Raw genomic sequence first — 17,561 nt, forward strand, 5'->3', positions numbered from 1 at the left:
AATCAAAGTTTCCATCGAGTCTATGATAATAATTTGTTTTAATTCTTTAAATTATTTCATATGGCATTAGACGATCCGCTCCACACTGAACACTGGTCAGCAGGGTGAATAATGAAACAGATAAATGCAGAAATTGCCTGTGAGAAAGATGCGTTGCAGCCTGATCCTTCAGGATTAATTAACCAAATCCGGCAAATGAATATCGGTGCCGTGCCGGTGGCGTTGTTTATCACTATTTGTGCCATTGTTGCCGTTTCGGCTTATGCCAACTTCTTGCCAAAGAATATGATCGGCGGTTTAGCGGTGATTATGACGCTGGGTTTTGCACTGGCGCATTTAGGCAAAAGCATTCCGGTGCTGCGTGATATCGGCGGTCCGGCCATTCTGTGCCTGATGGTGCCTTCGGTGTTGGTTTACTTTAATTTCTTCCAGCCGAACGTGATGGGGACCGTCCATCTGCTGATGAAAGACGCCAACCTGCTGTACTTTGTTATCGCCAGTCTGGTGGTCGGCAGCATTCTCGGCATGAACCGGGTGATCCTGATCCAGGGCATGATCCGCATGTTCGTGCCGCTGGTGATCGGTACGGTGACCGCGGTAGCGACCGGGCTGCTGGTGGGCAAGCTGTTTGGCTTCTCCTTTTATCATACCTTCTTCTTTATCATTGTGCCGATTATCGGTGGCGGTATCGGCGAGGGCATATTGCCGCTGTCGCTGGCTTATTCTGCCATTCTGGGATCGACACCGGACGTGTACGTGGCGCAACTGGCCCCGGCGGCGGTACTGGGTAATATCTTCGCTATTGTGGCGGCAGGCGTGTTGGCGCGTTTAGGGATGAAGCGCAAGGCGCTGAGCGGTGACGGCATGTTGATCCGTTCGGCGGAGGAAAACGCGGTGTTTGCCATCAAGGAAACCAACGGCAACGTCGATTTCCAACTGATGGGCGGCGGGCTGTTGGTGATCTGCGCCTTCTTTATCGTCGGCGGTCTGTTCGAACACATCGTGCATATTCCCGGCCCGGTGCTGATGATTCTGTTTGCGGTACTGTGCAAATACTGCCGGGTGATCCCAACTTCAATGGAAACCGGTGCTCACAGTTTTTATAAATTCGTTTCAACAGCATTGGTGTGGCCGTTGATGATCGGTCTGGGCATGCTGTATGTGCCGCTGGAAAGCGTGGTGGCGGTCTTCTCGGTGGGCTATGTGGTGGTTTGCGGTTCGGTGGTGTTGTCGATGGGGCTGGTGAGTTTCCTGATTGCGCCTTACCTGAAAATGTACCCGGTAGAAGCGGCGATCGTCACCTGCTGCCACAGTGGGTTAGGCGGAACCGGCGACGTGGCGATCCTCTCCGCATCCAACCGTATGGGGTTGATGCCGTTTGCGCAAATCGCCACGCGTATCGGCGGTGCGTCCACCGTCATTGGTGCCACGCTGTTGTTGGGTTGGTTAATCTGAGTCCAAACTGAATTATGGCTACCGGGGTGGATTGCCCCGGTTTTTTATTTGTGCCACTGAAAATAATAAGCAGCCAAATTGAGATGGAATAGTCGAGATTATTTTCCCTCAGATAATTCTTTATTTTAAACCAAAGCGTCTATTCTTTTATTTAAGGGATTATCGTTCTCATCAAGAGTACTCATGGAGGGTGCCAGCCGCATTACCGATATCCCCGTATTTATTCAGCACCGGGCCAGGGCCATTAAGGCCATCCGTCAGTGATGTCGTCGACACACTGAAATGACAAATATGGAGATATTGGTATGTCATCAAGCAATCAACAGGCTAACGCCTCCGCCGAAGCTATCAGCATATTGGCCCTGCAGGGCGCTTATAAACCCGATAGCGATCCGTTGCTGAACGTGATTCATCCCTCAAAAAGTTTTCAAAATGCGGGGCTGGAACTGATCCGTGGCGACCGAAGCTGGCATGATAAAGGAGTGACCGATACCCCGGTTAACCTGAGTTACAGTTTTTGGGAACAGGCACCGGCTAATATGTCGAGTATGGCGATCAGCGGCTTCAGCAGTTTTAATCAACAACAGCGTGAACAGGCGAAACTTTCACTGCAATCCTGGTCAGACGTCGCCAATATCACCTTTACCGAGACCAGCAACACCCAAAACGCCAATATCAAATTTGGCCTGTTTGATGTCAGCTCTCGCGGCTCTTATGCCTTTGCGTATAACCCGGACTCTTCTGCGTCGGTGGCGGGGCAAACCTGGTATAACGCTACAAGTAATGTCTTCGCCAATAACCTGATCCACGAAAACGAATATGGCCGCCAGACGCTAACCCATGAAATTGGCCATGCGCTGGGGTTGCAGCATCCGGGGGATTACAATGCCGCACCGGGTGTGAGTATTACTTACAACCAGGATGCGACTTATTTCGAAGACAGCCGCGCCCACAGCGTGATGAGCTATTTCAGCGAGAGCAGCACTGGCCAGGATTTCCAGGGCGCTTACTCTTCTGCACCCTTGTTAAATGACATTACCGCCATCCAGCATTTCTATGGTGCCAACATGACCACCCGCAGCGGTGATACGACCTACGGTTTTAACTCCAACACCGATCGCGATTTCCTCACCGCTACCGGGGCACAGGATAAAATTGTGTTTAGCGCCTGGGACGCTGGCGGTACGGACACTTTTGATTTCTCGGGCTTTAGCCAGAACCAACGTATTAACCTCAATGAGCAATCTTTCTCTGACGTGGGAGGACTGAAGGGTAACGTTTCGATTGCTGCCGGCGTGACCATCGAAAACGCTTTTGGCGGTGCCGGAAACGATGTGATCATCGGTAACAATACCAATAACATTTTGATGGGCGGCGCGGGGGACGACATTTTGTACGGCGGTGGTGAGTCGGATCATTTGTTTGGTAATGAGGGCAAAGACACCTTTGTTTATTTCGCAGCCAATGAGTCACGCGCTGATGCACCGGACTGGATCGTGGATTTTGTTAGCGGTGAGGACAAGATAGATCTATCGCTGTTTAACACCGGTGGCAGCAAGGGTATCGAATTTGTCAGCCAGTTCAGCGGCAAGGCCGGTGAGGCAATGCTGAGCTACGACGTGCAGACACAGGTCAGCGATTTAACCATCAATCTGGGCGGTGGGTTTGACGCCAGTGATTTTTTGGTGAAAGTGGTGGGTCAACCACTGGAAACCAGTGATTTCGTGCTGGCCTGAGGACAGATGGCAATAAAAATTCGGCATTTTGAGGAAAAACCCGACAATTCCTATTAATTTCGTCATGTTAGCCTGACATAGTAGCGCACAGAAGGCCGGGCTTGCATACCTCGGGCTTCTGCCGAATCGCCAACCCTTCCGGTTGGCGATTCATTTTCCATCCTTCAGCATGTTGATCGCGGTACCAATCAGGATCCGGCGTTCAATGTCATGACAGTCTGCCAGTTGTTGCGCCAGATGCTTTGCCAGCGTTTCTACCGATAAAACCTCGCCGCGATGGCGCAACTGCATCACGCTGTCGCCGATCAAGCGTGCCACTTCATCCCACACGGGTTTTATCTCCTGCTCCGAGAACATCATCGCTTACCTCGGCTGGGTGATTTTTGGTCAATGTAGCAGTTGAGCCAGGGGTTCGCCACCGCGCCGATCGCACAATATTAAATCAGGAAGCATAAAAAATAACCCATCAGTGTTTCTTCTGGTTTTTTCGCCCAATACTGACCTTGTTAAATTACTGGAGGGCGAATAATGAAACTGGTCGATCAACTGGCTGTGTACCATCGCCGAAGCCAAGGGGCCGAAGTGCAGCATTGGCTGTGTCGTTTTTGGTTGCCACAAGGGGAGGCGCGGATCGCCTATCTGCGCGAGCTGTTGGAGCCGGAGGCCAAGCAACCCGCAGAGCGGGAACCTGAATAATAGGGTACCAGCCAGTGTCCGGCCGGGCGGGCTTTACTCGAGAATATCCTCGATCTCTTCCAGTACCTGATGACCCAGTTCGGTGGTAATCATTAAAATGCCGCAGACTAAAATAACCAGCGCCAGCAGCAGTAAGGCGATTTGTACGCCGTTGCCATTACGTTTTGCCATTCGTATTGCTCCCTGCCATTAACCAAAGACTATCGCTGCCCAGCGTAATAACAGCAGGGCGAGACAGATCAGCAGCAGGATCAAAAACATCTTCCAGTGCTTGGTGCGCATGCGTTTTGTTGCCAATGTGACCTCCTGTTGTGCTTATTAGCTGAAATACCAGCCGACGATAACAAAGATAACAATCGCCGCCACCGCCAGCACTTTTAATAAGTCGCTGAAAGTGTCATCGGAGTCTTTGCCGTCATTCTTCATTTTGTTGCCGCCTGGCCAATAGCCATGGAGTGAATTGCGTCCACAGTATGCCTGTTGTGCTGACGCAGGCACAGGGATTTACCCGAAACAGCCTATAAAAGATAGGGGAATAGGCCACAGTGGCGTGAATTCGGCAGGTGGAGGCCGCAGGGAATACGTTGTACTATTCTGTTTGCACAATGATTCATTCAATAAGGTATGGCAATGGCGAGCGAAATTCCGAAGAAATACGAAAACACCGAACGTTGGGCATTCGGCAACACCGAGCAGCAGGCCGATGACGTGGTCAAGCTGATCCTCAACGGGACCAAGACGGCAACCTGTGCCAATCTCGATGGCGAAGGCATTCCACTGGCCGGCGACGTGTTTGTGGTGGTGGACGGTAAAGGTGACCCGGTGTGTGCGGTAGAACTGACGTCGGTAGAGATGAAAACCTACGATCAGGTTGATGAAGCCCATGCTTTTGCCGAAGGGGAAGGTGACCGTTCTCTGGCCTATTGGCGTAAAGAGTTGCAGAGCTTCTTTGAAGAATATGAGTTGTTCTCACCGGATATGACGCTGGTGCTGATGAATTTCAAAGTGGCAGAGACTTTCTGATTTGATGTCCTCTGTCCCTTACGTCTGCCAATGGGCGACGCCCGAGTTGGCGGCCGATCTGATTGCCGGGCGTGTGACGCTGGCGGATGATGTTAACTGGGCGCGCAGCGGCGCGCGCGATCGGGCGGAATACATCGAATGGGCCAACCACGTCTGTGGCATGGCCTGTCTGAGAATGGTACTTAGCCATCGAGATGGTGAGGCGCCCTCACTGCTGGAGTTGGCGCGCCGTAGTCTGCCGTACGGTGCTTACGTTCGTGAAGGCGAGCGTATCAAGGGGCTGATTTACGCGCCCTTTGTCGACTATGTGCGTGAGCAGTTTGCGTTGGAGTCTGAGGTGAGGGTCGGTATTGAGCCGGAAGACTTGCCACTGGTGTTGTCGCAATGGCGTTATTTTATCGCTTCGGTGCATCCCGGCATTCGCCAGCCCTCGCAGACGCCACCCCAGCGTGGCGGTCATCTGGTGTTGGTGACCGCCGCTGAGGCCGATCGCGTAACCTTCCATAACCCTTCGGGTGACAGCCCGGCCACGCGCCAACAGGTGACTTTACCGTTGAGCAGTTTTGGCCGTTTCTTCGCCGGTCGTGGTATTGCTATCGCATAAAAAAACGCGCCGTGTTCCTGAGGGGACACCGCGCGTTCTTCAGTTTGTCGTCGTTCATTCCAATCGCATCACCCAGGCATCGCTCTGCCGATCGTAATGTTGCTTGTACAACAGCGATTGCTTGCCATCGAGTATCGCCGGAATGCTGGTGTGCTCATCCCAACCGTCTAACTGCATGCACAGGTCGGGATCCGACTTGCAAGGGATCGCCAGCGTGCTGGCCTGCTCGGACGAGGAGGATAAATGCGCATCATCGACCTCGAAACTGCCTATTTTCACCACGGTTTTGCCCATTGGAACTCCTGCTTGATCTGCTGGTATGAGGTGTGACCAGTTGAGGCCGTCATCATTAGCATAGTCAAATGAGCAAAAAATGCCACATAAAAAATACAAACTGGCAACATCGACGATCCGTGGCTAGCGCAGGGACTTAATACTCCACAACAAAACTGATGTTGTCCTGGTAGGTTCCCACCGGCACTTCGGTTTGCGCCGGGTTGATCTGTGCCAGGTACGGGATACTTTGTGCCAGCCCGGTACCGGCGCCTGCTTGTTTGTTGGTGCTGTTCCACACCGTGGTGCTGTTGGGTAGGTAGATTTGATACTGCATATAGTTGCTGGTGCCGTTTTTCATTCGCCGCCAGCCGGTGACTGGGTTATTGCCGTCGGTAAAGTAGGTGTTGTAACCCTCGGTTTTGGTGCAGGTGAGGGTAATGCTTTGGTTCACCGGGTTAAACTGCCCGACCAGCGCCATGCTGCCAAAGTTGACGTTCTGCGCGGTGCCGAACAGGCAGTCTTTGGTAAGGATCAGGGTAATCGTCACGGTGCTGGGTTTATTTGTGCCATCCCACCAGAGGCACAATCCGATCAAACCCAGCCCGCAGATATGGTAGTTCCACACCAGGTTGACGGTATCGGTATAGGTGCCGGAGCGGACGTTGGCCCCGGCGGTGGTTTTGATGTACAGCGGAAAGTTGACGTTGGGGGAGATCAGGATCAGCGTCAACAGGTTCAATGAGCTGTAATCGATGGTTTGCCCGACGCTATAGGGGTACTGGTAATTCGCATCGGGATAAATCAGATAGGGGATTTTATCGCCGGAACCGTCGGTGTTGGCCAGCGCCATGGTATTGGTGGTCGAGTTTATTTTTACCGTCACGGTATTTTGCGTCAACAGCGATAGTCCCAAGCCGCTGCAGTTGAGTCCGGCGGTACCCTGGGCGCTGAGTGAGCCATTATAAACGGCAAATGTGCTGCTGCCTGGCAGGGTGACGCTGCCGTTGGTGGTGGTGCAGTCGGCCAGCGCTTGTCGGCCGGTGAACAGCAGCAGCGCCAGTAATACCGCTTTGGATCCACTAATCATCTTTTTCTCCATCATGAGTTACTGGCACACAATCGGTCCGATGCTTTGGATGCCCTGGGTTTTGGTCAGGCTAAATTGCGCCTGGCAGGGGGCGCTACCGTCTGCCGGAATGACGCTCAGCCGGTTTTGCAATTGCACCGGATCCACATAGACCATGCCATCCCAGCCAACATAGCTTTGCTGATTGCTGCCGACGATGGCCACCTCGCTGCCGTTGGCCAGCGGTTTGCCCTGGGCGTCGACCAGTTTGACATCGGCGGCGGAAATCTGCTGGATAGGGAAATCGACCAGGAACCCACTGTGATCGCGGATAGCCACGGTTTTCTCCACCGTGGGAACCGCCACGTCCGCCGGCAGATTAAGTGGGTCGATTTGGAATTTGGCGTGGTAATAGGAGGTGACGGTGGGCACCAGCAGATAGCCTTTGGCGTTGGTCATGCCGATTAACTGATTTTCATAACGCACCGGAATATCCGGGTAGCCTTCGGTAGAGATCAGGGCGAAGGCGTCGTTAATGGTATTGGTAGCATACAGATCGCCTTGCATTGCCACCAGAGAACCGCTTACTTCACCCCAGCGGGTATAATCATCGCTGTTGCCGTACATCCCGCCGCGGGCTTCGAGCAGACGGGTGCGCCAGGTGATATCGGCCTGGCTATAGCTGTCGCTGCTCTGCCCATCCGCGTAGGCCAGGTTCCAGCCCAAACCGCCGTCGGTCGGTGCGGCACGGCTGTAGCTGACGCGCTGGTTCCAGCGATTGTTGTTGTCGCGAGAGGCGCTGACGCTGGCAGTACCCCAAGTGTCGAACGGAATGGACAGTTGCAGTTGGGCGCTGTAACCACTGTTGCCGATTTCGCGGTTCACCGACGCATACAGGCTGGTATTGCGCCACAGTGAAATGCTGTAGGAGAAATTGACCAGGCGAGTACGCTGACCAATGGCGTCACGGACATCAAAATAGCCGGCGCCAATGCTACCGAACCGGTTCAGGCCGATACTGCCAGTCAGTTGATCGGTACGGCGGCTCAGACGATAGTCACTTTTATACACCGAAATATCCCCGAAACCGGCGCTGCGCAGGATGCGCTGGGCATTCAGGCTGTAATAGCGGTTGCTGTAGGTGTAACCGATGCTGCTCTGATCGCCATGATTGGTGCTGTACTGATAGACCGGCTGCGGATCGGGTTGAGGGATAGGTTGACCGGTCAGCGGATCGTAGTAGTTGGGCTGTTGCGAAGGCTGATAATCATTAAACGCGTTATCGCTGGCCTGGCTGTAGCTGTAAGATGCGTTGAACACCCCCCACTGGCCAACACGAATATTGGCCCCGGCGCCGCCCACCGCCAGCTCTGCGGCACCTTCGGCACGTCCTTCCAGGGTTAACCAATCCGTGACGCCGTAACGTCCGCTGCCACTGGCCACCCACTGGCCGTAATCGGCAGAACTAATGCCATAATTACGCCGCAGGGCACCGGAAGACAGGCTGAAGTCGCTCATACCTGCCTGCAACAGATTACTGGCAACATAAAACGGCACCACGGTACTGACTTGCCGCCCCAGCGCGTCGGTAGTGACGACGGTGGCTTGGCCCGCGCCGTTAATATAGGGCACGGTATCCAGGGTGAAAGGGCCGGGGTTAACGCTGGTGCTACTGTTTTTATAGCTGTTGATATACAGATCAACACTGCTGGGTAGCGCTGCTTGGCCGGAGAACTGCGGCAGCGGGTAGGTGATCAGATCGGGCCGGGAGGCAAAATTACGCGCCAGCTGGATGCCGCCGATACGCACCGAGCTGCTCCAGGTCAGCGCGCCTGTAGCGAGATCGCCGGCGGTATAGCGGAGCAGGCGGTCGTCATCATTGTAGCGCCATTGGCTGTCATAGCGGATATAGCGGTTGTCCTGGTCACTGTTGGCGGAGGTGTTAAAGCTGCCGCGGAAAATACCGGTGTTGGACACCACGCCAAAGCCGTCGAACAGCCGCTGTTCGGTCCAGGCAGAAAGATAGCCCGGCTGACCGTTGGCGCTGCTTTGACTGGCGTAAAGATCGTAATTGAACAGCAGACCGAGGCTGCTCTGTGCCGGCAGGCGATCCAACGGGTTCTGAGCGTTGAATTTCTGCTTGGGTAGCCAGTCATTGGGGACGTTGATCATCAACTGCTGGGTTTCACCACTGTAGGTGACGTCCACTTTCTCTAATTGGTCGACCGCAATTTCTTTCGCCTGTTTATCCGCTACCGGCAGACCGGCGTCGAGCAATTGCTGAGGTGTGAGGTAATAGTGGCCGCCACGGTAAGTCACCGGCACCACTTTTCCGGTCTGGCGGCCATTGACCACCGGCTCCAGATACAACGTGGTATCCGGCATACTGATGGCGCTGGGCGGCGGCGGTAAATCATCGGCGTAGGAATAGGGTAGCCACGGCGTGGCCACTGCGCACAGTACGGCGAATGCTAACGGCTTCAGACCTAATCCGTTACGCCTGGGTGACGGCATGCTGGTTAACGGCACATGTTGCTCAGTAAGCAGTCAGGGTGATCGGCTGCTTGTTGTCGTTGACCTTGGCCTGCAGTTGACCGCTGCTGAAACTGCCAGAAGCCGGCACCGCAAAGCGCATCTGTGAACCGGGCAGCACGTAACCCATCAGGCCGGCATTGAGTGTTTTCCCCTGCATTGTGACTTTGGAGATGCGCGCATGCACGATGCCCTGGTTACGTACCTCCAGCCAGCGCTGACTGCTTTGCTGCAACAGTCGGTAGCTGAGCTGCGGTTGGTTGGCGGAGGCGTAATCACGCGGTTTTTCTGAATCCTGTTTGGTCCAGACGCCTTTGCCGCTGACAAACAACGGCACCGAATAACGCATCTGGAATTTCAACCCCATCTGAGCTCCATCGGGGGTAGATTGACTGCCAGAATCTTTCACCGGGACTTCATCTATCAGAATGCGGTAAGCGCGTTCCTGGCCGGCGGGTGGTGGGGTTTGTTTAACCAACCGGATTAATTGGCGTTTACCTGGCGCAATCGAGGCGACTGGCGGGCTGGCGATCACTTCACTTTGGTTGCTGTAATCGTCTTTACCGGCGGTCTGTTTCCAGCCGAGCACGCGTACTTGCATATAGACCGGTTTGCTGTCGCGGTTTTCCAGCCACAGCGCCGTTGCGGGTTGTTGATCTTCAATCACCGGATCGATAGGCCAAATCAGAATAGATGCGGCGGCCAGCGCCTGTTGTTGGCCGACAATCAACAGCGTTGCCGCAAGTGGCAGTCCTAAGGGGATACGCATGGCTAAATCCTTGTTTATTCAAAATACTAATAAGTGACCGTCAATAAGACCGTATCGCTGTAAGTGCCACTGGTGGGCAGGGTACTGGTCGAGAACAAACGGGCATAAACTTTTATTTCCTGAGTACTGCCGGTCGCGGCGACAATCTCGGTGGTGCCACCGTTACTGCCATCACCCCAAATGGTGGAATAGTTGCTGTCCTGGTAAAGCTGATAAATCAGGGTCTCGGGGGTCAGGGTATTTTTTAGTTTGCGTCCGGCGGAGATAGAACCGGTGACGTTGTTGCCAATACCCAGCGCCAGCGTAACGCTCAGGCCCGGATTGCAACGAAACAGCACTGAACCTGCCCCGGCGCTGGAAACAATGCTGATATTGCTGGCTAACGAAGAGATCTGACCAAAGTTGAGGCTGCCGAAGGTGGTGACATCGCTGCTGCCACTCCCCAGGATGCAGCCTTTCACCACCGTCGCGTTGACGGTCAGTGCCTGGGTCTTTTGCTGATCGTTGACGCCCGTATCGCCCAGTACCGGCGGCGCCATCATCAAGAGCAATAAACCACCGCTTAAAATACGCATTGCCATTACCAATTGATGGTGACCTGCACGGTGTCGGTGTAGCTGCCGATCGGCGGGGTGGATTGCACCGGGATCATGCCGTACACCGGTAACCAGTTATCCTGGCCGTTGGCGGTTTGCGACACCCCGGTCAGGTTATCCCAGATGGTGCTGTGGGCGCTGCTGGTATACAGGTTGTAGTTCACCTGTTGGCCGGCAGCGCTTTTCAGGTAACGGGCAGCGGTGTTGCCGCTTTGCCCACCGTTAAGCAGGACGTTGTAGCTGGTGCCGTTGTTGCATTTGATGCGAATGGCGCCGGCGTTTTGTTGCCCGGCGACGCTGACGCTGGTACTGAGGAAATAGACCGTACCGAAGTTAAGCGAACCGAAGCTGACATTGCCCTCCGAACTGCTGCCGGCTTCGCAAGCCTTCAACAAGGTGGCGCTGACGCCAATGGTGGCCGTTTTGCTATCAGCATTCACCGCCAGGCTTAACGCCAGCAAGCCACAGCCCAAAACAACCTGCCGCACTGTTACCAGGTTACCGTCATCGTCACGGTATCGTTGTAGGTATCAGGATCGGGCGTGGTGACCGCCGCCGGGACACGGGCATAGACAATCAACGGAACCGCTGCGCCAGTACCTGTGCCGGTCAGGGCGTTGGCACCGCTGGACCAGGCGGTAGCGCGGGCCTGATCCTGGTAGAGGTTGTACTTGATGAACGCATCGGTAGTGCTGTTGGCCATTTGGCGTTGGTTACCGGCAGCCACGTGCAGACCGTCGTTCAGCGCCACGGTGTAGTCGGTACCTGTAGTACAGGTCAGCGACAAAGTCCCTGCACCGCCGGAACCGGTTGCGCTGGCGTCGATAATGTTGGACAGGGAAGAATAGGTACCGAAGCTAATGGCGCCAAAGTCGTTGACGCTGCCACTGCTGTCACCGCCGCCGACCACGCAACCTGCGCCAATGGTTAAGGTTACCCCGAGGTTCCCCTGAATAGTGCCTGCTGCGTTGGCGGCGCCACTTGCGCACAGCAAGGTGGCTGCCGAGGTCAATGCCATCAGAATTTTTTTCATGTCTTTTTCCTTGCCGTGTTAAAGGTGAACCCCAAAAAACGCCATCCGGAAATGGATAAACGCATTAATGTATTTACAGTTTAATTAATAGAATAAGAAGTCAGAAATGTCTTGGTAGGAGGCCGAAAATTTTCTTTATTTTTGAAAGATGTCGCTATCTTCCAAACAGAAGAGGGGATAATGCCGAGAGAGTAAAATGATTAAAATAATAATATTCGCCTGTCGGAATATTATTAGCGAAATTAACTAGCCGGAATCTTCCGGCCAGTTCCAACCCATGATGATTGATTTACTGATGAAAATCCAACGTGCCATCGCGAACCAGTTCACGCGGCAGGTTGTTTTTTATCCGGCTGCCGATGCGTTTGGCGATGCCTAATGGCTGTTGTTGATAGGTGACAATGCATTCATCGGTCAGCGGCGGCGGCTCTGGATACAGGTCACGACCGTGGAACCACTCTTGCGCCAATGTGGCATTCAGTTCAAAACGCTGCTTGCCCTCGGCAACTGCCAGCGCGATAACCGCTTCGTGCTGCCAGCGGTAGCCCTTGGTGAAACGCTCGGCCAGTTTTAGCCCGATACGCGAGAAACGCACCTTGTTGACCAGCACTTCCAGCTCGGCCGGGAACAGCCAGATCTCTTTATCGCGTGCCCACAGGCGACTGGTTTCATCCCAGGCCAGTCCAGAGGCAGCTGCGGCCTGAGCGATCTCGGCGGAATCCTTGCCGGAAAGCGGGGTAAACGGGAATTTGCCCAACTTATAGCTTGGCTTCGCCAACGCGGTGACGGAGTGGTGTTTGCGCAACCGCGCCACAAAGAAGCCTTCGCTGTCGTAGATCTGTGGGAAGACGTGCAGGAAACCTTCAGCGGTTAACGCCCGCTCTGCGCCCGGGAACAGTTCACCCAGAGGCTCAATGCTGACCGCGTCGCCGTAGGTTGCCAGCAGTCCATTGACGATCTGCTGGTTTTCCTGCGCGTTGAGCGTGCAGGTGGAGTAGACCATGACGCCACCCGGAGCCAGAGCATGGAAGGCGCTGTCGATCAGTTCACGCTGGGTGTCGGCGATGGCGGCTACGCTTGCCGGCGACCAGTTGCTCATGGCGTCCGGATCTTTACGCACCACGCCTTCACCGGAACAAGGGGCATCCAGCAAAATGGCGTCGAAGCTTTCCGGCAACGCCGCGCCGAACACCCGGCCGTCAAAGTGGGTCAGCGCCACGTTTTTCACGCCGCAACGGCTGATGTTGGCGTGCAACACCTTGACCCGGCTGGCGGAATATTCATTGGCGACAATGCCGCCCTGGTTGTTCATCAACGCCGCAATTTGGGTGGTTTTGGAACCCGGCGCAGCGGCAACGTCCAGCACCCGGTGCGGCATTTCAGTCTCGGTGAACAGCGCACTGACCGGCAGCATCGAGCTGGCTTCCTGAATGTAAAACAGGCCGCTCAGATGTTCTGCCGCGCTGCCCAGCCGCAGTTCTTCGTCCTTACGTTCGATCCAAAAGCCTTCCGCACACCAGGGGATCGGTTCCAATTGCCAGTCATAGTCCTGCACCAGCGCTTGAAAATCGGCAACGCTGATCTTTAGGGTATTGACCCGCAGGCTACGGCGCAGCGGGCGTTGGCAGGCGGCAATGAAATCGTCCATCGACAGGTCGGCGGGCATGATGGCGCGCGTCGCATCGAGAAAGGCGGGCGGCAAAAAAACGGAGGCAGGTTTGGCCACGGGGTGAGCTCTCTGGCAGCTATCAAAATAAGGGCGGGAGTTTACCACAAAGCGAGAAACAGTAGGGGCCCAGCATTGCTGAGCCCCTGGTGAGAGACGAATTTACTCTTTAGGGATGGCTGTGCCCCATTCTCGCCAGTCTTTTGGCTCTTCCGCATTCAGCATAAAGTGCTTGTGCGGCGTCGCCTTCGGTGCCAGCGGAATACTCGGTGGGGTAGCAAAAGCAATGCCGCCACGAATGAACTGCTGGAAGGTCCCGCTCTTGATCACACCGCCGGTCAGGCCGAACTGCAGGTTGTAACCGGAAGCCAACCAGAACACGCTGTTGTTGCGCACCAGATATTGGTACTTCTTGCTGATGCGCAGCGCGACGTGGATACGATCGGACATGGCGCCCAGATAGAAGCCGGTGACGGTGCCCACTTCCACACCGCGGAACAACACCGGGGTGCCAATCTGCAACGAGCCGGTTTCGGCGGCGTCGAGGATCACGCTCAGACCGTCCTGATAGCGCGAGTCGGTAATAGTGGCTTCTTGCAGTTCAAAGTTGCGCAGTTCACGCCCACGACCCGGTTCCACATTAATGTACGGCTGCAACAGGGTATCCAGGTTATTGACCCCGGCGGCGGAAATCTCTGGCGATACGATGGAGAAACGGCTGCCCAGACGCGCGAAGGTCTGCACGTATTCCGGGTACAGCACCGCCTTGACCAACACTTCATTACGCTCTGGCGCCAATTTGAGCGAATCCACCTGGCCGATATCGATGCCGAGATAACGCAGCGGCATGCCTGGCGATACTTTACTGGCGTCGTAGGTTTTCAGGGTTATCTGGCTACCCACCGCGCGGGCGGCGGTTTCTGTGGCGTACAGCATGCGTTTGGCGCCTTTGCTCAGCGTCACGCCTTGCAAATTATCGAAACTGATGGCCCCCTTCAGCGCCCGGTTAAGCGGTGAAGCCTGCACTGTCAGGCCGCTGCCGTTCAATTGCACCTTGGCACCGCCTTCTGCCCAGAAGATGCTTTCGTTGGTCAGCAGCTTGCGGTATTCCGGGCTGATATAGACATCAACTTCAAATTCGTTGGCCTTCGGACGAACGTTAACAATTTCGCCCACCTGGAATTTACGGTACAGCACCACCGAACCGGCCTGAACATCCGGCAGGCTGACGGCGTTCAGCGTCAGGGTTGGCGTTGGGCTGTTGCCGATAATACCGGCCTCGGCTTTTTCACTGTTGCTATACAGCGGATACTGGCCGACAGGTTCCCCCTTGCTGCCGGGGATAATACGCACGCCGCCGTCCAGCCACTCTTGTGCACTTGCCCCCAGCACTTCCATGCCGTCGAGGCCCAGTTTGACGTCGACCCGGCTGTTGACCACGAACTTGCTGTCTTTGTGCAGCAGGCGGCGATATTGCGCATCGATGGCGGCGGTAAAGACCACGCCGTTGTCCGTCAAGGCACGGCTCATTACCTGGCCGACTTTAACGCCATGCACCACCAACGGCTGACCGACGTCAATACCGTAACTTTGTGGCGCGTTCAGCGTCACGGTCAGCACGCCAGGTTGCTGCAACAGAGTCTCACTGCTATCCAGCACGTTGAAATGCTGTTGCGGTTCGCCGTCACCCGGCACCAGCTCCAGCGTATTGCCGGTGAGCAGTTGGCTGAGTTTGGCGTCGTTAAGGCTCAGGCGTGGGCTGCGCATGACAATTCGCGTGCCGCTACGCATTAAATCTACCACCGACGGATCGATGGTCAGTTCACCGGTGACCTTGCTGTCCTGTTGCAGCGTCAGCTTGGTCAGGGTGCCGACCTGCAGTCCCTGATAAATCAGCGGGGTGCGGTTTTCACTCAGGTTATTGCCGCTCGGCAAGTCCAGCGTAATGTTCACGCCACGTTGGCTGTGTGCCAGATCCGGATACAGGGTATAGCTTTGATCGGCCTTGGCCTGCTGGCCCTCGAGCGGTGAGTCAAAAGCAATGGCGCCGTTGACCAACGCGGCCAGGCTTTCCATCTGCACCGAGGCACCCGCCAGGCTGAAATCACCCTTGAAGCCGGAAACGTTCCAAAAACGGCTGTTACCCTTCACCAGATTGGCAAAGCGGCGGTCGATCAGTACGTCAATAGTGACGCCTTTATTGCCTTCGGCGATGGTGTAGTCATACACCTTGCCAACAGGGATCTTACGGTAATACACCAGCGAGCCTGTGTTGAGTGCGCCGAGATCGTCAGCATGCAGATGGATCATCAGTTCACCGGTATTCAGCCGGTACTTGGGCTGGGTATCGAGCGCGGTGAAGTGGGTTTTCGGCTGCCCGGTGCCCGGCATCATGCCGATGTAGTTGCCGCCCACCAGGGCATCCAGGCCAGATACGCCCGCCAATGAGGCTTTTGGCGTCACCAGCCAAAACTGGGTGCCGTCGCGCAGGGAGTCTTCCAGGTCGCTCTTGATGCTGACGTCGACCACAATGCTGCGCAGATCCTTGCTCAGGCTGATGCTCTGTACGGTACCGACTTCCACCCCCTGATAACGCACCGGGGTACGTCCGGCGACAATGCCCGCCGCGGACTGGAAATCAATGGTCACCGTAGTGCCACGTTCCTGGAAATTGTTATAGACCAGCCACCCCGCGATCAGCAGGGCAATAAACGGCAGTAACCAGAATGGCGAAATACGGCGCTTGTTTCTGACCCGCGCTTCAGTCGGTGTATTCGGCGTTTCCTGTTGCATGTGCATCCCAAATCAATCGGCTATCCAGCCACTCTACGGCAAGAATAGTTAAAATAACCGCAGACCCAAAGTAAAAGGCTGCCGGCCCCATAGTAAAAGATAACAATTGGTCGCGATTCACCAGCGACATCATTAAGGCAATAACAAACAGATCGAGCATTGACCAACGGCCAATCCAGGTGACCAGACGCAGCAGGCGAATACGCGTTTTCAGGCTGTGCGCGGTCTTGAAATGAATGCTGAACAGTAGGGTGATCAGCACAATGACCTTGGTAAAGGGCACCAGTACGCTGGCAATGAACACGATGGCGGCGATCGGCGCATTGCCGGAGGTCGCCAGCGAGACTACGCCAGAGAAGATGGTGTCTTCCATTCGTGCGCCGTTGGCGTAAATAATGGAGATCGGCATCAGGTTGGCCGGGATCAGCAAAATCATCGCCGCAATCAGCGCCGCCCAGGTTTTTTGCAGGCTGTAGGGCTGCCGGTGACACATCGGAATATGGCAACGCGGACAGCGGCCACGTTCATCTGGGTAGCCGGTAAAGTGGCACGACAGGCAGATATGCAGCGCTGTCGGTGGGCCTTCCGGTTGTTCCTGCGGATAATAGCGCTCCCACAATTGTTCCAGATTGACGTGGATCAGCGTCAGGATACTGAGCAGGGTGAGCGACAGGTAGGCGATCAGTGCACTGCCGGCCTGAATATCTGCATATTCTTTAACTTTGATGGTCGCCACCGCCATGCCGATCAGGTAAATATCGAGCATGACCCACTCTTTCAATCGATCCAGCATCAGCAGCACCGGGCGCAGGTTCATGCCCAGCGCATGGCCGAAACGCAGGTAAAGCAGCGACAGCGCCAGCGTCAGTGGGGCGCCAATAGTGCAAAACGCCACCATGCTGGCGGTGAGAGGATCCCCCTGGTGGCTCATCTGCCAGATGCCTTCCAGCAGACTGGCGTCAATGCGCACCCCCAGCAAGCGGATGCTGATCAGCGGCTCGCTGAAAGCGAAGGGCATCAGTAATAGCATGGTGACCGCCATGGCGGTCAGGCGGGTCATCGACCAGTCACGGCCACTCACGATCTTGGCATCGCAGCGCGGGCAGTAGGCCGCCTGCTTGCCGCTCAGGGGCGGCAACACAAACAGCAGGTCGCATTCGCAACAGCGCTGGTGACGTGCTTTGGATAGCGGACCGGTGATCGCGTGTATTTTCATCATGACAAAAGCTGCCCCAGAGCTCGCCGTATTCGATTAGCGTAGCTGAAAAATAAATCTGTCAGTACCTTATAAGGCCAAGCACCGGACGGCAAAACAG

At 55.2% G+C, this 17,561-nt stretch carries 18 protein-coding genes; 5 read left to right on the forward strand and 13 right to left on the reverse strand.

Going from position 1 to position 17,561, the window contains the following annotated elements; genetic code table 11:
- Positions 1-111: 111 nt before the first annotated feature.
- Together F8R23_RS01735 and F8R23_RS01740 are read left to right on the forward strand one after the other, a co-directional pair.
- Complete coding sequence (locus F8R23_RS01735) at positions 112-1,455, forward strand: 2-hydroxycarboxylate transporter family protein (protein ID WP_129934875.1); 1,344 nt, start codon at positions 112-114, stop codon at positions 1,453-1,455.
- 305 nt (positions 1,456-1,760) lie between these two features.
- On the forward strand, positions 1,761-3,191 hold the full coding sequence (locus F8R23_RS01740) for a serralysin family metalloprotease (protein ID WP_151415180.1): 1,431 nt from the start codon (positions 1,761-1,763) through the stop codon (positions 3,189-3,191).
- A gap of 150 nt (positions 3,192-3,341) precedes the next feature.
- Here the strand turns inward: F8R23_RS01740 and F8R23_RS01745 are convergent, their stop codons facing one another.
- Positions 3,342-3,551 carry a hypothetical protein gene (locus tag F8R23_RS01745; RefSeq protein ID WP_112348345.1) on the reverse strand — a complete coding sequence of 70 codons (210 nt, stop codon included), beginning with the start codon at positions 3,549-3,551 and terminating at the stop codon, positions 3,342-3,344.
- Positions 3,552-3,719: 168 nt separating this feature from the next.
- On the opposite strand from F8R23_RS01745, the gene F8R23_RS24115 reads away from it, so the two are divergent.
- On the forward strand, positions 3,720-3,887 hold the full coding sequence (locus tag F8R23_RS24115) for a hypothetical protein (protein WP_165366385.1): 168 nt from the start codon (positions 3,720-3,722) through the stop codon (positions 3,885-3,887).
- 33 nt (positions 3,888-3,920) lie between these two features.
- Here the strand turns inward: F8R23_RS24115 and F8R23_RS24120 are convergent, their stop codons facing one another.
- Together F8R23_RS24120 and yniD are read right to left on the reverse strand one after the other, a co-directional pair.
- Complete coding sequence (locus F8R23_RS24120; RefSeq protein WP_017892602.1) at positions 3,921-4,058, reverse strand: hypothetical protein; 138 nt, start codon at positions 4,056-4,058, stop codon at positions 3,921-3,923.
- Positions 4,059-4,076: 18 nt separating this feature from the next.
- On the reverse strand, positions 4,077-4,184 hold the full coding sequence (gene yniD, locus F8R23_RS24255; protein ID WP_012144841.1) for a small membrane protein YniD: 108 nt from the start codon (positions 4,182-4,184) through the stop codon (positions 4,077-4,079).
- Positions 4,185-4,517: 333 nt separating this feature from the next.
- Here yniD and F8R23_RS01750 point away from each other — a divergent pair, with 333 nt between their 5' ends.
- Together F8R23_RS01750 and F8R23_RS01755 are read left to right on the forward strand one after the other, a co-directional pair.
- Positions 4,518-4,910: an ASCH domain-containing protein gene (locus F8R23_RS01750; RefSeq protein ID WP_085116410.1), complete on the forward strand. Its 393-nt coding sequence runs from the start codon at positions 4,518-4,520 to the stop codon at positions 4,908-4,910.
- 4 nt (positions 4,911-4,914) lie between these two features.
- Entirely contained in the window at positions 4,915-5,514 is a 600-nt protein-coding gene (locus F8R23_RS01755; protein ID WP_198642302.1) for a cysteine peptidase family C39 domain-containing protein, read from the forward strand.
- Between the two features lie 54 nt (positions 5,515-5,568).
- Here F8R23_RS01755 and F8R23_RS01760 read toward each other — a convergent pair whose 3' ends face one another.
- The 10 genes from F8R23_RS01760 to yebS form a co-directional block, all read right to left on the reverse strand.
- Positions 5,569-5,808, reverse strand: coding sequence for a YebV family protein (locus F8R23_RS01760; RefSeq protein ID WP_085116412.1), 240 nt, complete (start codon positions 5,806-5,808; stop codon positions 5,569-5,571).
- Between the two features lie 136 nt (positions 5,809-5,944).
- Entirely contained in the window at positions 5,945-6,877 is a 933-nt protein-coding gene (locus F8R23_RS01765) for a Csu type fimbrial protein (RefSeq protein WP_129934872.1), read from the reverse strand.
- Between the two features lie 18 nt (positions 6,878-6,895).
- On the reverse strand, positions 6,896-9,370 hold the full coding sequence (locus F8R23_RS01770; protein ID WP_390900943.1) for a fimbria/pilus outer membrane usher protein: 2,475 nt from the start codon (positions 9,368-9,370) through the stop codon (positions 6,896-6,898).
- Positions 9,371-9,392: 22 nt separating this feature from the next.
- On the reverse strand, positions 9,393-10,157 hold the full coding sequence (locus tag F8R23_RS01775) for a fimbrial biogenesis chaperone (protein WP_112348349.1): 765 nt from the start codon (positions 10,155-10,157) through the stop codon (positions 9,393-9,395).
- 26 nt (positions 10,158-10,183) lie between these two features.
- Positions 10,184-10,732 (reverse strand): Csu type fimbrial protein, encoded by a 549-nt coding sequence (locus tag F8R23_RS01780; RefSeq protein WP_165366384.1) that lies wholly within the window; start codon positions 10,730-10,732, stop codon positions 10,184-10,186.
- A 5-nt stretch (positions 10,733-10,737) separates the two neighbouring features.
- Complete coding sequence (locus F8R23_RS01785; RefSeq protein WP_112348351.1) at positions 10,738-11,241, reverse strand: Csu type fimbrial protein; 504 nt, start codon at positions 11,239-11,241, stop codon at positions 10,738-10,740.
- Positions 11,242-11,243: 2 nt separating this feature from the next.
- Positions 11,244-11,786 (reverse strand): Csu type fimbrial protein, encoded by a 543-nt coding sequence (locus F8R23_RS01790; RefSeq protein ID WP_129938682.1) that lies wholly within the window; start codon positions 11,784-11,786, stop codon positions 11,244-11,246.
- A gap of 289 nt (positions 11,787-12,075) precedes the next feature.
- Positions 12,076-13,512 (reverse strand): 16S rRNA (cytosine(1407)-C(5))-methyltransferase RsmF, encoded by a 1,437-nt coding sequence (gene rsmF, locus F8R23_RS01795; protein ID WP_129938681.1) that lies wholly within the window; start codon positions 13,510-13,512, stop codon positions 12,076-12,078.
- A 102-nt stretch (positions 13,513-13,614) separates the two neighbouring features.
- The gene (locus F8R23_RS01800) at positions 13,615-16,245 is read right to left on the reverse strand and encodes a PqiB family protein (RefSeq protein ID WP_112348354.1); all 2,631 of its coding nucleotides are present in this window, start codon (positions 16,243-16,245) and stop codon (positions 13,615-13,617) included.
- Complete coding sequence (yebS, locus tag F8R23_RS01805) at positions 16,214-17,461, reverse strand: membrane integrity lipid transport subunit YebS (protein WP_129935186.1); 1,248 nt, start codon at positions 17,459-17,461, stop codon at positions 16,214-16,216. Before yebS ends, F8R23_RS01800 begins: the two co-directional genes overlap by 32 nt.
- Positions 17,462-17,561: the final 100 nt, after the last annotated feature.

The organism is Serratia proteamaculans (genome assembly GCF_008830365.1).
Classification (GTDB): domain Bacteria; phylum Pseudomonadota; class Gammaproteobacteria; order Enterobacterales; family Enterobacteriaceae; genus Serratia; species Serratia proteamaculans.

What these genes read in the sequence shown, in the direction of transcription:
- F8R23_RS01765 (WP_129934872.1), bottom strand. Translation starts at nt 6,877, where the DNA reads ATGATTAGTGGATCCAAAGCGGTATTACTGGCGCTGCTGCTGTTCACC.
- F8R23_RS01780 (WP_165366384.1), bottom strand. Translation starts at nt 10,732, where the DNA reads ATGCGTATTTTAAGCGGTGGTTTATTGCTCTTGATGATGGCGCCGCCG.
- F8R23_RS01760 (WP_085116412.1), bottom strand. Translation starts at nt 5,808, where the DNA reads ATGGGCAAAACCGTGGTGAAAATAGGCAGTTTCGAGGTCGATGATGCG.
- F8R23_RS01790 (WP_129938682.1), bottom strand. Translation starts at nt 11,786, where the DNA reads ATGAAAAAAATTCTGATGGCATTGACCTCGGCAGCCACCTTGCTGTGC.
- F8R23_RS01800 (WP_112348354.1), bottom strand. Translation starts at nt 16,245, where the DNA reads ATGCAACAGGAAACGCCGAATACACCGACTGAAGCGCGGGTCAGAAAC.
- F8R23_RS01770 (WP_390900943.1), bottom strand. Translation starts at nt 9,370, where the DNA reads ATGCCGTCACCCAGGCGTAACGGATTAGGTCTGAAGCCGTTAGCATTC.
- F8R23_RS01755 (WP_198642302.1), top strand. Translation starts at nt 4,915, where the DNA reads ATGTCCTCTGTCCCTTACGTCTGCCAATGGGCGACGCCCGAGTTGGCG.
- F8R23_RS24120 (WP_017892602.1), bottom strand. Translation starts at nt 4,058, where the DNA reads ATGGCAAAACGTAATGGCAACGGCGTACAAATCGCCTTACTGCTGCTG.
- F8R23_RS01735 (WP_129934875.1), top strand. Translation starts at nt 112, where the DNA reads ATGAAACAGATAAATGCAGAAATTGCCTGTGAGAAAGATGCGTTGCAG.
- F8R23_RS01775 (WP_112348349.1), bottom strand. Translation starts at nt 10,157, where the DNA reads ATGCGTATCCCCTTAGGACTGCCACTTGCGGCAACGCTGTTGATTGTC.
- F8R23_RS01745 (WP_112348345.1), bottom strand. Translation starts at nt 3,551, where the DNA reads ATGATGTTCTCGGAGCAGGAGATAAAACCCGTGTGGGATGAAGTGGCA.
- yebS (WP_129935186.1), bottom strand. Translation starts at nt 17,461, where the DNA reads ATGAAAATACACGCGATCACCGGTCCGCTATCCAAAGCACGTCACCAG.
- F8R23_RS24115 (WP_165366385.1), top strand. Translation starts at nt 3,720, where the DNA reads ATGAAACTGGTCGATCAACTGGCTGTGTACCATCGCCGAAGCCAAGGG.
- F8R23_RS01750 (WP_085116410.1), top strand. Translation starts at nt 4,518, where the DNA reads ATGGCGAGCGAAATTCCGAAGAAATACGAAAACACCGAACGTTGGGCA.
- F8R23_RS01740 (WP_151415180.1), top strand. Translation starts at nt 1,761, where the DNA reads ATGTCATCAAGCAATCAACAGGCTAACGCCTCCGCCGAAGCTATCAGC.